Raw genomic sequence first — 16645 nt, forward strand, 5'->3', positions numbered from 1 at the left:
CTTCAAGCTCATACCCTGAAGCTCATTTGTTCAAATTCAACCCAGCAAGCCGATAGCTACCACGCGCATCTGCCCAACTTCGATTCTACCATCCGGAAGTTCGATCCCTCCCACCGCAGCCAGGCAGTCATGGGTTCGGCCAGGCTCTTTCAGAAACACGAGAATAGGCCGGAAATCCGGGCTTTTCGCGCTTTCGCTTTCGTCTCTGGACTCCCGCTGCGCCGGACTTGAGCGGGAAATCGCCGAAAGTCTCCGGCCTTGTCCGCGAATATTCCCGTTTTGGGGAGGCTATCGGCGGAGACGAGTTCGATCAGGACTGCCGCCTGAGCCCGGCACTCGATTTCGCGCCATCCAGCACCCATGCGGTGATCCAACTCGGCGGCGGCGACCCGCGTCCGTGACGGACGAGGCCTCAGTCCCACACCTCAGGCGGCGCGTTGAACTTGCTGAACACGTTAGCGATCGTCGCAAAGAACCCCTCGGAGGGGATCGGCAAAGCATTGCCGCCCGCTGCCGCGACGACGGTCTTCACCGCCTCTGGCGTCTCGGTGACGTATTGGATCTTGTCGGTGATATAGAGCGCCGAGTGCGCTTCGGGTGGATGACCACTCACAAGGCGGACCGGCCCCCGCGAGACCGTGCCATTGAACCACACGGGCTTGCCGTTCGGCAGGGTTAGCTGGCCGATATTGGGGTTTTCGGACTTCACAGCAGGAACGACTGCGCTCGAGTCCTCGGTGACGAACTGCACGCCCGGGTGATCGATCCGGCATTTCGCATTGGTTTCGGTGGACTCCTCCGGATAGACGACGCGCATCCGCACAACGTCCGGCCCCGGAATACTGACCGTTGAGCCGTTGGGGGCCGTAAAACTCGGCATTAGAGGACTCCTGAATTGCCTTGGTGAAACGAACAGGGGACGCAATGAAGGCACTGTGCAACGCTGGGTAGCTTATAGGGCCGCGCGAATTTCGCAACAGCGGGCCGAGCTTCCAATTTTGTCAGAGAAGCTCGGGCAACCGATAGAGCAGGCGCCGCGCCGCCGGCCAACCCGCGTCCACGAAAAGGTCGAGGCAAGAGATAAGCTTTTCGCGACGTTCCGCGCTGGCGAAAATCCCACGGTGGTCGGCCAGATAGATGCCGACGATGGCAACAAACTTATTCGTCGCGAGAGACTCAAATTGGTAGCCATTCCGCGCGCCGCCCTTGAGAAGTGCATGCGCGATAAGATCGAAAACGGCCTCAGGATCGGCGGGCCGCAAGAAATCAAGCAGATCGACAAGGTAGTAGATGGTATGCGGTATGCCGACATCGCCGAGACGCCGAATCATCGGCGCCAGGTCGTCCAAGAACGCCCGCTTGCTCTCGATGCTGGCCAACGAAACATCCTCGCTCCCGTTCGCCGTTGCACCCGATGAAAAATAAAGCTGATCGCCGACGTGATCGATAACACGGGCGCACACGCGCACGCGCGCGCGCTCCGTCGCGTTGACGTTTGCTTCGCCTTTCGCATAATAATCTTCAAGACAGGCCGCCGCGTGTGTTACAATCTCGCTCGCGAGCTTCTGAACGCTTTTACGCAGCTTGATATCGGCGGCTTTGCCAGAGCGGTAACCATCGACGATGTGGCCGCGCATGGTTGAAACCACGCGGAGAAGCTCGCGCTCATATCCCTCCGGTTCGGACAGCCAAGTCTCGATCAGACTGTGAGCGCGCGGCCTCTCGTACCGCGTCCACAGGACGGCCACGATGGTCGCGATACCCTCGACAATGCGATCGCCGTGCGGATCCTTCTCGCGTGTCGCGCGGGGAAACAACTTCAGGGCCAGGTCCTCGGTCTTCTCCACGTCGTGATGCACCGCCCGGCAGAGAAAGTTGGTGATAGCGCGTAGGACATCATCGTTAGATTCCTCGCTAATGTAGGTCTCCGCAATCCGCCAGAAGTCGTCTCGCCGAAATTCCCAGAGGCAGCCGAGATGATCGGCGAAAATGAACCGGACTCCGGCGTTTGGATCGCTCTCTAGGTCGGCAACTTTCGGGAGATAGGTATCCGCCATCGACTGCGACAAAGTGCAGAGACGAAGCGCGGCTTCTACGGCCGACGCTCGGGGTCCCCGATCCGCAGCTTTTCCGGGCTGGTCAGCCGGACGCGCATGTCGGAAAAATGACGACACAAGCGACCACAGCCGCCCGGCTGCATCTGCGTCTTGCCTTAAGCCATCCTTTTGAGCCGCGAGTTTCTCGAAAGTGGCGCCAAGCTGATCCTCTGCATACTCCTTGATGCGCGAAGCGGCCGAAGCCGTAGCGTCCGCGGCGAGAGCGGCCGTCAGCACTTCGGCCGCCGCAAGACCGCGCATCAGATCGTTCGTTTCAGCTTCCAGCTGCTCCACGAGACGGAGCAAAGCGGCGTTGGCCGGAGACTCGATATCGATTTCCTTCGGGAGCCAAAAATAAGGCTCCGGCTGGTGGCTGCTCGTAGTGATTTGAAAGGGTCGACGATTTTCCGTCGAAACGGCCTTCGTGCCAGCCTCATCCACGATTGCGCGGGCCTGCTCTGTCACGAGCAGAGGCGCGCCGATTGTGCCAAATAGCGTACCCAGGAAGCGCAGCCGGGATCGCGCTGGATCGCTTGAGTCCGGGTACTCAATTGCCAATGCGCTTTCCTCAAATTGCCGCCGATCCGGTTCGTCGATTTGCGGATAGGCCGCGGCAACAAGATCGACGGCATCCTTTGTTGTATCGGACGCGCGCAAGAACCCCACGTCTCGGACGTAGGGCCACAGGAGCGTTTCAAGAACCTCCGCCCGCTTCGCGCCGACAAGGAACAGCCGGGCCCAGAGCACCAGGGGCTTGGCATGGCGAATAACATACTGCGCGAGGCTGCGCGCGTCGTTGTCGCTCGCTGTCTCAAGGCGATTCTTAAAAGCGAGAAGAATGGCGGCTGCATTATCGGCATGGGCGTGGCGGTCGTTCGGATCCGATGCCCAGATATGGCTGTGATCGGCCAGCAGCGTCAGCGTTCCGCCTGCGGCCGCGATGACGACCGTCTCCGCGTCTCCATACTTTCGGCGGACATAACCCTCTAATGCCGCACTAATGGCCTTGATTGCCTGTTCCGGTTCGGCTCCAAGAAAGCGCGGCACCATCTCCTTCAACGTCCATTTGGCGTGATCGTAGTCCTGCCGCTTGTTGCTCGTCAGCGAGAGGATCTGGCTCGGTCCCATCGACGTCTTGCTGTCGTCGCTGACATCGTAGCTAAAAACCACTCCGAAAATCTCGACAAGGAAGCCGGGATCAACCGTAAGAAGGGTCTCGGCTTGTCGTGTTAGGGCAGGGATATCTTCATGCGCGTGCGTGGCCAAGCGCTCCGCTGTGAGCGTCCTGGACAGTAGTGTGCGTGACGTCACGGAGTCCGAGCGGTAGCTATCGGCGACAAGTTCAATCGCAATGGGAGTCAATGAATCAGCGGCTGGCCGGTCGAAAGCATAGGAAAAAAGCGCGCGCGCCGCGATGCCGAGGTCGACCAGGACGGCCGGATCGGTGACGCGCTTGCTGAAGCGGGTCAGGAGCGTCCGAAGCGGCCAGGCAATCCCGTCAAGATCGGAGCTGATGCGTGCTGCGAAGTGACACCAGGCGGCATCGGCCACCGGAAGCCCGTCATCCACGCGCACCGTGATCGAGCCGACCACGTGCATGAACGCCACGGTCGCCGCCTTGCGGCGGGTGTCGTCCCGCATAAGTGACAGAAATCCCTTGATGTCGTCGTTATCTGCGGGCAGTTCGGATGCGACGCGGGCCGCGATGCTGCGCGCGACGGGGTCAACGCCCGTGCCTCCGGCGAAAAGACAGACCGCTTTCCAAAAAGCCTCGCGGTCGGATTCGCCATTCTCCCAAAGGGATTGCAAGGCGAAGCCAATCGCCGGGGCCAGCATCAGCGACAAGCCGCGGTCGTCCCGCAAGCGCTCGACGGTCGCTTCGATATTCAGCGGATCGATAAAGAGCCGGCTTGCCGCGTAGTCGAACAAAATGTGGTGCCGGAAGCCAATCAATCGATTGTCGGGTAACAACGTCACCACGCCGTCTTTCAGCACAGCATCGAACGCATCGGGATCCGGCGCTGCAGACGTGTTACGCCGTGCCCGCAGACTTCGATCGGCCACCATTTCCGTCACCGCCGCGCCAAGACAGAGTTCGGCGCCGCTGCCATGTTGCTCAACACGTTTGCGCCAATAAAGCGCCAGTAGCTCGACCTGAGAGGCGATGCTATTGAATGCATCCGGGGTCGCCCCGTTTGTGAGAAGCTCGGCCAGCAGCCGCGTATTAAAGGGAACGCGCGCCAGATCGCGGAGTTTCTCGCCGCCGCGCGTGATGGCCTGGTCCAGCGGCGGCGCGTTGACACGCAGCGCGGCAAACTCCGCAACACTCCACGGCGGCACCGTGATGTGGCGGATATCTGCAAAATCCTTGCTCGCGCGGTCAGCTGCTGGGGGAGTGCCTCTGAACAAGAGGCGGAACTGTTCGCCCATGCGGAGATCAAACGAGCGGATGGACGCAATCACCCGCCAGCGGGAGGCGGGACGCTTCACCACGGCGTCAATCAAGCCGCGAAAGACATGCTCGCCCGCGCCGCCGCGCGTGGCATCGAGTGCATCAATGAAGAGAAAAGCGGGTTTCACCCCCGGCCAGTTGTCCAGGACATCGATGACCCGGTGTTCGAGCCCAAGTTCGAGACGCATTCCCTCCGCCGACACGACCGGCAACTGGTCAACGGCCAACTCGATGACGTCGCATTTTTGCTCACGGAGAGCGGCCGCGGCGGCGCTGATGACCGCGCTTTTGCCAGCGCCCGGCTCGCCGATAACAAGGAAGGAGCCGCTTTTGGCAGCGTCCACCACCGACTGGGTGACGTCTCGTGCGATCGTGATGTCGGTACCCAACACGACGGTTTTCTCGAATTCCGCCAGCCGGCGGCCTGTCTCTTCGCTGTAGCGGACCAGTTGCGCGACATCCGCCTCGTAACGGGGCGGTGCTTTCAGGGGGATGCCGAGGGCAGATAGCGCGTTCCGGAATTGAGTGGCGTCACCACCCAAACGGCCTTCCATGAGATGTTGGCAATGGTTCTCCAATGCGACAAAGGCATTGGCGGCGGTACTCACTCGAGTGACGAGATGGCCCGCTCCCGCGATCGCGGCGGCGCGGTCGCCGCCAGCCATGTCGAACGAGATTACAACAACAAAAGGAAGAAGGGCACGAATGTCGCTCTCGCGCGCGGCCTCCTTCGTAAGCGCCTTCCACTCCGCCTTCAGCGCTTTGACGAAGGTATTCAGCGCGTCCTTCTGGGCGTTTGGCAATGGCGCGCTATATTTCGCCCGACGCGTGTTCAGCGCGCGCGCCAAGTCGCGTGTGACGCTGCCACTCGAATTGGGTCCTGCCGCGAGCAGCAACCGATCTTTCGCCAGGTCCAGCGGCCGGTCCCACCCTTTCTTGCCGCGGCCCTTGCGCGCGCTATGCCAGAGGCGGACCATTTGTCCTGCCGTTTTCCGTAGATCGCTTTCGGGCTGGGCAGAAAGACTGACGCCGGTTTTGGCTTGAATAAATATCCATCCGCCCGCATCGGTCTCGACCCCGCAGTCATCCACCGCGGCTTCACTCTCAAACCGGACGCCACGCGGCTTCGCGTCGCCCAATCCAAGACGGCTATCCATTGGTGCTTCTGCAAGCATCTGGACCGCGAAAACCGCGCCAACGGATGCCTGGAAGCTTACGCCCGCCGTCGTTGCACTGCCTCCAGCGCGCGCGAGTAAGTCGGCAGGCTTTTTCTTCAGAGGCGCCTTAGACACTGATTTCCCGCCCGGCGAGGTGCGTCCCTTGCCCGACTTTTTTGCCATCTTCTTGGCAGGGCCCTTGGGCGCCTTCTTTTTCTTGAGCCCTGTCCGCATACGCGGTGCGGCTCTGCTGCGCTTTGCCATAGGCCACGAACTTAGGTTGTAGGCCGCCACTCGCAAGCGAGCCAAAAATCCGAAGCGTTTTCAATGGCCTACCATTCCCGCTTGGCGTTGCCGCCGCCGGCTCATGGTCGATTCGCAACGAAGGCTTGCCTAGTTGAACTCTATTTGGGCTTTTTGGGTTTCCGGACTAGCGCTCCAAAAGGACTTTTACGTCGCCCGACCGCGCCGGGACGAAGCGTCCCGAAATAACCGGTGCGCTGGTTGTATTCCCACATCGCCTGGGTCAGCGGCTGATGATTGCGCCCGGCTCGCTCAGCCACCTTCTCAAGAAAGCGCACAATCGGGCGATGCTGAGGCTTTCGCTTGGTCGCGGTGTCGAACATGAGATCGATCAGCTCGCGCCCGAACTGAGGCTTGTTCAGATTCCGTCCTATGCGCTCCGTATAGAGGACGTCGAGGGTGCGGAGTTTGGCCTTCTTTTTCGGAAGGCTGGCACTCTCGCGGCACTCTTTAACGTCGGCGGCCGAAAACGCAGCCTGCCCCTCAGCGTAGCGCGTCAGCGCCTTCGCGAGTTCGGCGTCATTGAAGTTGTCCATCTCGAAGGACAGCTTCCATAACTTGACATAGTTCGGCCGCGTAACGCGTCGATCCGGAAAATGGATAGACGTCGCCCGCCGCAGGCCCTTACCGATATTCGTCGGGGCAAGGCCTTCATTGTCCAATAGGACAAAAGCGAACGTCTGGTGATGATGCAGATAATCAATCAGACGCCACAACGCGCTGTACGAGCTATCGGATCCACCGGTTGCGTTCGACACGCCTCTCACGTTGACCAATTCAATGCCAAGGACGCCAAGCGTTGTCGCGTACATTTTGTCGAAGAGCATTGGCACGACCGTAAGCTCGGTCGCGCCTTCCACGAAAAGCACAAGCTGCGGTTTTGGATTGACGCCAAAATCATTGGCGACAAGCTCCAGTGCCCGCAAGGGATCGTCCTCTGCCATGATGTCGGGCGTGCGTTCAATAACGGTCCGGCCGTACTCGCCGTGTGCATCAAGGGTCTCGCCGAACGCGTCCTGGTAGAACAACCGAAGCATTTTAGCCATCTCGCCGAACGCCTGCGCTCTCAAGGCCGCGTCCTTTAGCCGTTGGCGCTTCTCGACGCGGATAAAGCGCGCCAGCCCTCGCCAGTTCTCCAGCGGATCGATTAGTCGATACTGAAGAAACACACGCTCATAGATACGCTTGAGACCGGCTTTGTCGAGACCGAGCGCGCCAGCGACACCTGCCGCATCCCATTGGCGCGCGAAAGCATACCATTCCCAATTGGAAAAATGGGAGAGTCCCATCGGAATCGTGACGTGGCGTTCGTCGCCTTGTGTTTTTGGGTAATATCGGTCGGAGATAACTTGGCAGATGGCGCCTATCTCGACGCCCGAAACCAGCGTTTCCCGCGCGACGACGCGGGCAGCGTACTCAGAAAGGTTGGACTTGAGCTGATCCCCCCATTCAGGATCGATTGTTGCGTCGTCACTAAGCGCCCACTCGATTTCGACGGTCGCGGTCAGAGCCCGGAGCAGATGCTCGAGCTCAAAGATCTGAAATTGTGAATAGTAGCATTCGTGACGCCGGAGTTCCGTGTCGATCGTTGTTGAATGTGGCGATGTCTGAATCCGCGGGTCCCATGCATTTCCATGCTCCAACCAGCTCCGGATCACACGCTGACTGAAATCAAATCCTGCCAGCTCCGTTTGTATGGCGCCGTCCCAAGCTTCGTCTTCGCCTACTTGCCCAAGATCACGGTAACGGCGACCATCATCCAGGTATTCCACCTTGTGCGGCACGTCGATTCGGTAGATGCGTAGCATAGGTAGAAACAGGCCGAGCCGCTCCAGCCGACGCAGACGCTCAGCTCGCACATCCATCTTCCGAGCGCGGCAGAAGTCAACGAGACTGCCCAACGGCAATAACGGACAAACGCGATAGGCCTCCCGGTCAACGAGGGTATTGAGTATTCCGTGCGGCAAGCACCACCTAAACTTTGCGACAATAAGGCGACCGCGCTTGGGAGCTGCCGCAACACAACGAATCTAGTCCACAAATCATAGCAGATCTTTGTCAATCCCGCGGAGGAATGCAGCCGCCAGCTTCGCTGACCGGGCGCTCGTGCACCGAGCCGCACCAACCGGGCGGCCTCGGTCTCTTTTTGCAAAGGTTGAGAATTGTGGCGTCGGGTATGGTATGTTGCTGACCTCCGCACACCACCGACGTTCAACGGTGGCTGCTTTCGCCGTTGAACTGTCTCTCTTGGCATCATGAACACCCCGCGTAACCACCACTACGTGCCGCAGTTCTATCTGCGGAACTTTGCGTCTGATCCCGAGAAGAAAAAGGTTCGGACGCTCGCCAAAAGCGGCGAGTATGCCGTCTGGGCAGAGCGATCGATCGAAGGACTTGGCTTCGAACGCGACCTCTATGTGCATACCTATGCCGGTGTCCCGGTCTCGGTTGAGGACGAGATCAACCGCTCCATCGAGACGCCAATCTCAAAAAGCGACACCTGGGCCAAGATTCAAAGCGGTCGTGCGGACGCCCTTGATCGATCCGACAAGCCGATCCTGTATGCTCTGGTCCGGCATCTCGAAGCGCGTACGCCGCACTACCTTGCCACGCAGCTGGAGCTTGCGCAGCTCGCCGCGCAGCCCGAAGGCGATATACCCTTTACGGACGAGGAGCGCGCATACTATGCGGAACTCCGCGCGAACGCAGATCTCACCAAGGAAATGTTCAATTATATGTCGGCCGCAACCGACTGGAGCGAGGCGGCCTATCGCGGGGCTGGTGTGACCGTCGTTCGCACGGCCAGCGCGTTTCGGACGTCAACCATCCCCGTTTTGGCAACCCGGGCTCCGGAGCATCCTGCGTTGCGGCTGCCGCTCCCCGGGATGGTGCCGTTCGCATATAACCTCGCCCTCAATCCAACGACACTTGTGAACCTGGTCCTCGCGGATTTCGATGATGCGTTTCTCAATGTCGAGCAGGGTGAGGATTTCCGGCTAGGCATGAACCGGCAGTTCGCCGGGCAATTTGGCCACTTCCCGCATGTCCGCCATATGATCACGGACGCCAACGACGAACTGGTCCAGGACATGATGTGGGCTTATTATCGCCTCGAAAAGTCCGATGGCCTGCGCATGGTCTTTCACCGGTCGACCGACTGGGCTTCTTCAGTCTCGAAGTCTGGCGGCTAGCAAGCCTGCCGCATCCTCCAGCGTTTATGAAAGACAGTCTATGCTCACCGCGCTGAGAATTGTTTAGACTAGCAATCCAAGCAGGATTCGAACCTGCAACCGGCGGAGTAGAATTCCGTTAATCCATCCTGCTCCGTGGAAAGTGCCAATCTACAGATATTCCACAACATTCGATTGGCGAACGTTTGTTCCTGGTGCACTTTCCCCGCGGGGGAGCAGCCGGTCCATCTCATTAGCGGACGTCCATCGGCATATCGCCGAATTCGGCTTTCGCGTCCGCACGCGTCGATATTCCCGTTGCTCTCGGCGAGTCGCTGGCGAGGCGGACGGCACACTTGTCGAGGCGTACGAGCAAGAGATTTGCACGCTGATTGATAGGATGGATTAGATCCAGTCCCTTCAGGCGCTCGGTGCCTCGGCGATCGCGCCGAGTGTGTCGATCTCGGCGATCTTTTGAAACTCGATGAGATAATCCTGCTGGTGGTTCGTCAACCAACGAACAATTCGTTTGTTAGCAAGAAGCTTGGCTATATATCCGCGCGCCACCGTCAAATGTAGATTTTCGATACCGTAGCTATCCTCGACGGACTCGACTTGGGTTTGCAGCGCGGCTAGTTCCCGTTCCATGCGGGCAATCTGTTGACCCGAAGGTGTCGGGGTGCCGCCTCCCTTTCCCTTCTTGGTGACAACGAGCTGACTTTCTGGTGTGGCTGCCCGCAGCGCTCGGGCAAACATGACCGTAAAGTTGTTTTGACCAATCATGAGGTCGGCGGCTTCAATCTGACGAACAGCGGAGAGTTGACGTAGAATGTCAAACACCTTCATCGAACAAGGTGTATCTTTTAGCATTTCAGCGGCTTCGGAACTGATCCCTTCCAGTAGTCGGAATTTCCGCAGAACAGACAAGACCTGAAGGTTTAAGGCGTTTGCAATGTCAGCGGATGAGACACCGCGCTCCATGGCGCGTGCGATCATCCGATGCTCCTGGATCGGGGGTATGCGGTTGACACGTTTGTTATAGGTATAGGTGTCGTCGTCAGTGGCCAGCAAGCATTCGACCTCAGCGATGCCCAGTTCTTTGAGTACCTCTATCCGCAGATGGCCATCGAGAAGGAACCACGTTCCTAGATTCGTTGGGTCTGCCATGACGACTGGAGCTTCGATCAAGCCGATCGCCTTGATAGAACTCAAAATCTGCGCATAGGTCCGGCTCGCTCTGGCGCCATCCGGCAACGTTTTAAGCGAAACGATTGCTGACACAGGGATGGTCAGGAAGTTTCGCTCAAAAGCCAAACGAATATTGCCATCCTCCCGGCCTTCCGGTGCATCAGCCATGATCACCTCCCGATACGCGGGCGGCAAGCGCCCGAGGCATCGTCGATAGTCCTTCCGCTCGCAGCAGGTTTATGAAGCTGTCATCAGCGAGCAACTCCTTCAGCGCCTCAACAAGGAAGAGAAGCCGGGTCTGGGCGAAGTCCGATTTCTTGACCAGCAAGCGCTGTTTTTCGGCTTCACGTTGATAAACCTGCATAAGATCACTGGCCGTCATCCGTCGGCTGATAGTCTTTCGCCCCAGACGCCCAACCGGCAATCCCTTGCCCTGAGTCCGTAGCCGCATGTCGAGCATACGCCGAACGGCAGCAAGTTTCTTACCTCTTAGTTGACCGGTTTCATAAGCATCAAGGAGCAGATTTTGGGCAAGTTCCGTCTCCGCCTTGGAGATCTCCATCGCCAGTGTAATCGGTATGAGGCCAGTCTCGACCGCGGCGACCAAACGCTCCTCGCCGCGCTCGAGGAGCGAGGCAATCATATTGACCCAGGATGAACCAACTCCAATCTTTTCGGCGATAACCGTGTCGTTATAACCGCGCGATCGGAGAGCGCTGATCTCCCGCATGAGGTCAATCGGGCGCGGCGTGCGTCGTGCGATATTTTCGACGAGGCTCATCACCAGACATTCGCTCTCGCTGGCCTCGATCACGACGGCCGGGATCTCGGTCTGACCGAGCATTTGGAAGGCTTCTAGTCGACCTTCCCCGCAGACGAGATCATATCTGGGGCCACCGATCCCATCGCGGCGGCTCACCGTGATCGGGCGCTTCAGGCCAATCGCTTCGATGTTGTTCACGATCTCCCGATGCTGGCGCTTGTTGCGCGCGCGAGGATTTAGAACGGTAATCCGGGAGATGGGAATCATCTCAATCCGTTTTTGATGAACAGCGGGCATCAGGCCGCCTCCGAAAGCGCGATAGGCGTTGCGAGTTCATAAAGAAGAGCGAGATCATCGAAGCGGTAAGCGTCGAGACCAAAGGCATTGTCCTCGGTCAGTCGCAAATGTTTGGAGATCATATCGATGCGCGGGAAAAGGTAGTAGTCGAGCGGCGCACGATTGGTGCCGTTCATGCGGACGACGATCGTGACGTCAGGCGCAAGCGACGTGTCGAACCGTAGTTTCCAGCGCAAAAGCCCGGTCGCTGTCGCGCAACATCGAGCCACGACCACTGAGAGGCTGAACTCACCGTTGACGACCACACGGTCGGTCTGGAGATCTTGCCAGGCATTGCTGCCGGTGGTGCGCAATCCATCGAGCATCTCGCGCAGAATCGTGGGATAGAGTTTACGCAACTCACGATTGATTTCGACATAGCGATAATCGCGATCTGGTGTGAATCCAACCATGCGATAGGCCCGAAGCAGATTGCCGAATCGGGTACTATAAGCGCTGCTTGATGGTAGAGCGTCGCATTCGTCGATGATTATTCCCGAAAGCAAGCCCTTCTGTTGATAGAGCCCCCTCAACGATTGCAGCATCTCCTCGTCGCTCAAGCGGAATGAGCGTGCATTGATTATGGTTTTGGCCGCCTCGAACAGTTTGCGCTCGACGATGGCGTCGAACGCATCGTGCGCCTTGATCCACATCTCAGGTTCGTTCCGGACGCGCTTCTTTTTCAGCTTAAAGGAACGGCGGTTCCATACGTTGTCGCCGGCGTATTTCTCATTGATAAGAAGCTGATGGACTGTGCCCCGGGTCCAGGAGCGTCCAAGGTCGGTCTGAATGCCCTGTTCATTGAGTTCGGCCGCGATGTCAGCCTCGCTACTTCCTTGATTGACGAAGGCCTGATAGATTTTGCGGACTAGATGGACTTCTTCCACGGGACCAAGGGTCAGGATCACCCGGTCGGTCTGGATGCTCTTATGCTCGCCGCGTCCAAGAACTCCTTTGATCGCGCCGTGTTCGTCGATCAAGGTCCGCCGTAGGCCGAAGCCCGCTGGGCCTCCTTGCCGGTAGCCCTTTTCGATCAGTCGCCCCTGGCCAGCGAATACCTTAGTAGATAGCTCGCGGCTATATTCGCCGGCCATCGCGCGCTTGACGCCTTTGACGATGGTCGAGATCGGGCTGCCGTCGTTGTCGAACTGCTCGGCGCAATATTCGACGGCAATGCCCGCACGCCGGCAGATGTATTCATAGTAGGCGCTTTCGTCAGCATCCTGAAATCGACCCCAGCGGCTGATGTCGTAGACGAGAACCAATGTGAAGTTAATACTGCCGGCTTGGACATCCTCGATGAGCTGCCTCAGCGCATCACGTCCCTCGATCTTCAGGCCGCTTTTCCCAGCGTCAGTATAGGTTCGAACAATCTTGATTCCACGAGCTTCGGCATATTGCTTGATCGCGTCGGATTGATTTTCTGTCGAATACTTTTGATGGTCCGTCGACATGCGGACGTATTCAGCTGCCCGAATAAGATGCTCCGGTTGTTCCGACCGATTATCGTCGTAGAATATCCGGCTCGTCACATCTCGCGCTTCCTGATTCCCGACTGGGGTGCTCCGGGCGATTTTTCGCCGCAGCACATAACGGGCCTCTGCTGCCATTCCTTACAGAATCCAGTCTAACTGCGGAGGAAACGGAAGATGTTGCCGAAAAAGGGCAGGAAATTACCGCTATGGACGGGCGTTCTCGGTGGGCGCGCAACCTACGCTCGGACCATTGCTGACCTACTGCACAAGGAGCACGGCGATAGCCATCGCTCGATCAAACAGCTCATGCGTCAAACCGATGCGAGTGAAAGAACCGTTAAGCATTGGCTCTCCGCACAGCATGGCCCGGATACGGTATATTTCCTGCGTCTCGTAGTCTCGTCGCGCATCATCAGGGCTTTCGTACTCGGATTGATCGAAAGCCCTGCGGCGAACCCGTTATCCGATCCGGTGGATCGGTTCTCGCTCGCGGCAGCCAGGAAAGCATATGTCGCTGGCGAAGCCGCTGGCGGAAGGTCAGCAACAGATACACAAAAAAATGTCTCTGAAAATGTCTCCAAACATGTCCCTATAAATGTCCCTGATCCAGTCGAACTGAGTGAACGACAACGCTGGTTCCTGATCCGTGTCGCTGAGGGAGGTCGGTGCAGCGCTAAGGAGATTGTGGCGAAATGGGGGGTAAGCCTGAAAACTGCACGCCGGGATATTGGCGCTCTTCAGAAAGCGCAACTCCTTGAGTATGTCGGATCACGCAGAAAGGGGCGATATCGGCGGAAAATGACCACATACACGTCGTTACTGTGATGGCCTTGGGCTTCGTCGATGATGAGCCGGACTAAGGCATCGTTGGTCGTTGACCTTCGTCCAACGCTGAACGGATGCTCTCGCTCCGGTGAATTGCCTTCTTGCGGTCGGTAATATCTAACGAGCACTAAACTCTCTGGTGCTTGCCCCCGCCTGCCTATCAAAATTACATAGAAATTTCAATTGCGTAAGGTTCGCAGTTTTATTCTGAATGGCGCGCCATGTCGTACAAAACTCGTACAAAACGACGAATTTTTCCGTTCTCGGTCTGGTAGCAGGGATGTCGTGCCTGATTTTTGATCCGTTGGACCAGAAAGTCCAGGAAGACACGGATCCGGAGCGGCAGGAGCCCCCTTGCCCGAGATAGACAGCATGCAGTTCGTCGATGTTGTCGGGATTGAGAGCCTCAAGCGACAAGCCGATGCGCGGCGATAAACGTAGCGGAGCCGGTGGGCTCCGCTACGGTTACAAAAGAGCCGATCAGCGGATTAGCGGGGATAGATTCGACGACGCCTGAGCTCAACCGATCGATTGCCGCTGTTCTCGCCAGGACAGAGACATGGTCTTAGGGATCTGTTTGAGCCGAATAGGCGTATTGTCGTGCAAAGCGGCTCTCGCTATCTCGGGCGCGAGAAAAGCGAGCCTGAGGCCCTGCCGAATAACCTTTGGGTTATAACCTGCAGCAACAGCGAGACTTTCGATTGATGTGTGATGACCCCCGGCGAGCTGGCCGAGCCAAGCCCGAGCTCTGACAATTGCCTTTATCAGTTTCGGGTCGGCGTTTGTTTCGGATGAAACAAACTGGACATGCATTTCATCTTTTGGCTTGGACGCCCAAGGGATTTCAATCGGGCGTCTGTTGCCCCTCGTGTCTGTCAAAGTGATCTGAATTTTTCCGGCAGACACTGTGACGCGCTGGATACGTTCAAACATCTGGTCAACCGCAATATCGGTTTCTCCTGCATCGAGTCTCTTCCGAAGTTCCATTTCGACGAGATTTTCGATCTCCTGTGCCGAGATCCGCCTGACCGACCCCGCGGCGTGCTTTCGCCCCCGTAAGGCGGTGCTGATATAGAACCGGTATCGCACGCCATTCTTGTTCGAAAACGTCGGTCCCATCCGGTTGCCCTTATCGTCGAATAGCTTGCCCTTGAGAAGGGCGCCGCTCTCTGAGAATTTCGTACCGCGCCTGACGTTATTTTCCTTGAGCAGCCCCTGCACCTGGTCAAAGGTCTCGCGGTCCAGGATTGCGGCATGCTCCCCCTTGAACCATTTGCCGCCGTGATGGGTCTCGCCAAGATAAATGCGGTTCTTCAAGAAATGGGCGAGGGGACCATAGGTGAAGGGAATGCCTCCGTTATACTTGGCAACCCTGGTATTGCGCCGCTTGGTGACAATACGCCGCCGATCTAGTTCGGCGACGAGTTTGCCGAAGGACCGCAGTTCGAGATACTGCTGGAAAATGGTCCGGACGGTTTGAGCCTCGCCCTTGTTGATGACGAGCTTCTTGTCCCGGGCTTCGTAACCCAAAGGCACGGTGCCGCCCGTCCATTTGCCTTTTTTGCGGGACGCCGCCACCTTGTCTCTGACCCGTTCGGACGCCAGTTCTCGCTCAAACTGGGCAAAGGACAGCAGGACGTTGAGAGTCAAGCGGCCCATGGAGGTGGTCGTATTAAACTGCTGGGTCACCGCCACGAACGAAATCGAGCGGGCATCGAAGGTCTCCACCAGCTTTGCGAAATCCGCCAGTGACCGGGTCAGTCGATCGATCTTGTAGACCACCACGACATCGATTTTGCCGACCGTGATGTCAGCTAGCAGCCGCTTGAGGGCAGGGCGGTCGAGATTGCCGCCGGAATAGGCAGGATCGTCATAATGCTGCGGCAGGAGCCGCCAGCCTTGTGAAGCCTGGCTCTTGATATAGGCCTCGCAAGCCTCCCGTTGGGCGTCAAGGGAATTGAACTCCTGGTCCAGTCCGTGCTCGGTCGATTTGCGGGTATAGATGGCGCAGCGAAGCGGCCTGACTGAATCAGCCGGCATGGCCGTCGCCTCCATCACTGGAGCCAGCCGATCTCAGGCCAAAGAACCGGGGGCCATTCCATCTGGTCCCGGTGATTGAGGTCGCGATCTCAGACAGGCTGGCGAAGGTTTTGCCCTCATATGCAAATCCCTTCTCCAGTATCCGGACCCGGTAGGTCCGCCGATTCCAGGTCCGCACCAGTTCGGAGCCTGGCTTGATCCGGCGGGGTAATTCCAGGCGAGCGCCCGGCTTGGTCGCTGCGGCCTTGACCAGCTGGTCGAGCAGGCGCTGCGTTGCGGCGGGAAGGCCGCCATAGGCCCTTTCCTGGATGAGGTGGGCGATGCTACGCCTTAGCAAATCGGGGCCGAAGGCCTTGGGTGGTTCGGCCTTGAATAGCTCCCGGTAGCGTTTTCGAAGCTCGACGATAGGGGTGGCCGGCAGGCGCTCCAGTTCGGCCTCAACTGCAGGGTTCACCTTGGCGCCTGCCGGCCACAGCTCCTTCATGCCGCAGCTCCAGCCTTCGCGATGCGATAGAACCGCTGTTCGCCAAGCTTTTCGGACGTCAGCGCCAGCTTGAGCTTCTTCTTCACGACGGCTGAGAAGAAGCCGCGGACCGAGTGAGGCTGCCATCCGGTCGCCTTGACGATGGCGTCAATTGGCGCGCCTTTGGGCTGCCGAAGAAGGGTGAGCACGGTGTCCTGTTTGGACGATGACAACTGGGGGATGCGTGGAGCTAGACCTTTCTTCTTCTGCGACGTCAACGCTGGAGATGGACGCTTGGGGGTCGCAGCCTTCGCCGCTCCCTTGGCGGTTTTCGATTTCAATTTGGATTTGGCTTTAGCCATTTGGCTCTCCTGTTA

At 58.2% G+C, this 16645-nt stretch carries 11 protein-coding genes and 1 tRNA gene; 2 read left to right on the forward strand and 10 right to left on the reverse strand.

The features are described 5' to 3' along the window. Positions 1–412: 412 nt before the first annotated feature. From FFI89_RS11715 to FFI89_RS11725, 3 genes are all read right to left on the reverse strand, one after another. Entirely contained in the window at positions 413–880 is a 468-nt protein-coding gene (locus FFI89_RS11715; protein ID WP_138836649.1) for a hypothetical protein, read from the reverse strand. Between the two features lie 121 nt (positions 881–1001). Beyond that, complete coding sequence (locus tag FFI89_RS11720) at positions 1002–5939, reverse strand: hypothetical protein (protein ID WP_138836651.1); 4938 nt, start codon at positions 5937–5939, stop codon at positions 1002–1004. A gap of 170 nt (positions 5940–6109) precedes the next feature. Continuing rightward, positions 6110–7867, reverse strand: a complete 1758-nt coding sequence (locus tag FFI89_RS11725) for a TOPRIM nucleotidyl transferase/hydrolase domain-containing protein (RefSeq protein ID WP_138836653.1) — start codon at positions 7865–7867, stop codon at positions 6110–6112. Positions 7868–8263: 396 nt separating this feature from the next. Between FFI89_RS11725 and FFI89_RS11730 the strand changes: the two genes are divergently transcribed. Then, positions 8264–9199 carry a DUF4238 domain-containing protein gene (locus FFI89_RS11730; RefSeq protein ID WP_138836655.1) on the forward strand — a complete coding sequence of 312 codons (936 nt, stop codon included), beginning with the start codon at positions 8264–8266 and terminating at the stop codon, positions 9197–9199. A gap of 70 nt (positions 9200–9269) precedes the next feature. Here the strand turns inward: FFI89_RS11730 and FFI89_RS34310 are convergent. From FFI89_RS34310 to FFI89_RS11745, 4 genes are all read right to left on the reverse strand, one after another. Further along, positions 9270–9345: transfer RNA gene (locus tag FFI89_RS34310), tRNA-Arg, on the reverse strand. Between the two features lie 253 nt (positions 9346–9598). Further along, complete coding sequence (locus FFI89_RS11735; protein WP_138836657.1) at positions 9599–10534, reverse strand: plasmid partitioning protein RepB C-terminal domain-containing protein; 936 nt, start codon at positions 10532–10534, stop codon at positions 9599–9601. Continuing rightward, positions 10527–11426, reverse strand: a complete 900-nt coding sequence (locus tag FFI89_RS11740) for a plasmid partitioning protein RepB C-terminal domain-containing protein (protein WP_168212867.1) — start codon at positions 11424–11426, stop codon at positions 10527–10529. The genes FFI89_RS11735 and FFI89_RS11740 overlap by 8 nt, the downstream gene beginning before the upstream one ends. Beyond that, on the reverse strand, positions 11426–12919 hold the full coding sequence (locus FFI89_RS11745) for a recombinase family protein (protein WP_138839170.1): 1494 nt from the start codon (positions 12917–12919) through the stop codon (positions 11426–11428). The genes FFI89_RS11740 and FFI89_RS11745 overlap by 1 nt, the downstream gene beginning before the upstream one ends. 195 nt (positions 12920–13114) lie before the next feature. Here FFI89_RS11745 and FFI89_RS11750 point away from each other — a divergent pair, with 195 nt between their 5' ends. Beyond that, positions 13115–13765: a DeoR family transcriptional regulator gene (locus FFI89_RS11750; protein WP_138836659.1), complete on the forward strand. Its 651-nt coding sequence runs from the start codon at positions 13115–13117 to the stop codon at positions 13763–13765. A gap of 519 nt (positions 13766–14284) precedes the next feature. On the opposite strand, the gene FFI89_RS11755 is transcribed toward FFI89_RS11750, so the two are convergent. The 3 genes from FFI89_RS11755 to FFI89_RS11765 are packed head-to-tail and all read right to left on the reverse strand — an operon-like array spanning position 14285 to position 16630. Then, positions 14285–15805: a recombinase family protein gene (locus FFI89_RS11755; RefSeq protein WP_138836661.1), complete on the reverse strand. Its 1521-nt coding sequence runs from the start codon at positions 15803–15805 to the stop codon at positions 14285–14287. Beyond that, complete coding sequence (locus FFI89_RS11760; RefSeq protein ID WP_138836663.1) at positions 15795–16289, reverse strand: DUF2924 domain-containing protein; 495 nt, start codon at positions 16287–16289, stop codon at positions 15795–15797. The genes FFI89_RS11755 and FFI89_RS11760 overlap by 11 nt, the downstream gene beginning before the upstream one ends. Beyond that, positions 16286–16630 (reverse strand): DUF3489 domain-containing protein, encoded by a 345-nt coding sequence (locus FFI89_RS11765; RefSeq protein WP_138836665.1) that lies wholly within the window; start codon positions 16628–16630, stop codon positions 16286–16288. Before FFI89_RS11765 ends, FFI89_RS11760 begins: the two co-directional genes overlap by 4 nt. Positions 16631–16645 lie beyond the last annotated feature (15 nt).

Origin of the sequence: Bradyrhizobium sp. KBS0727 (assembly GCF_005937885.2) — a bacterium.
Taxonomy (GTDB): domain Bacteria; phylum Pseudomonadota; class Alphaproteobacteria; order Rhizobiales; family Xanthobacteraceae; genus Bradyrhizobium.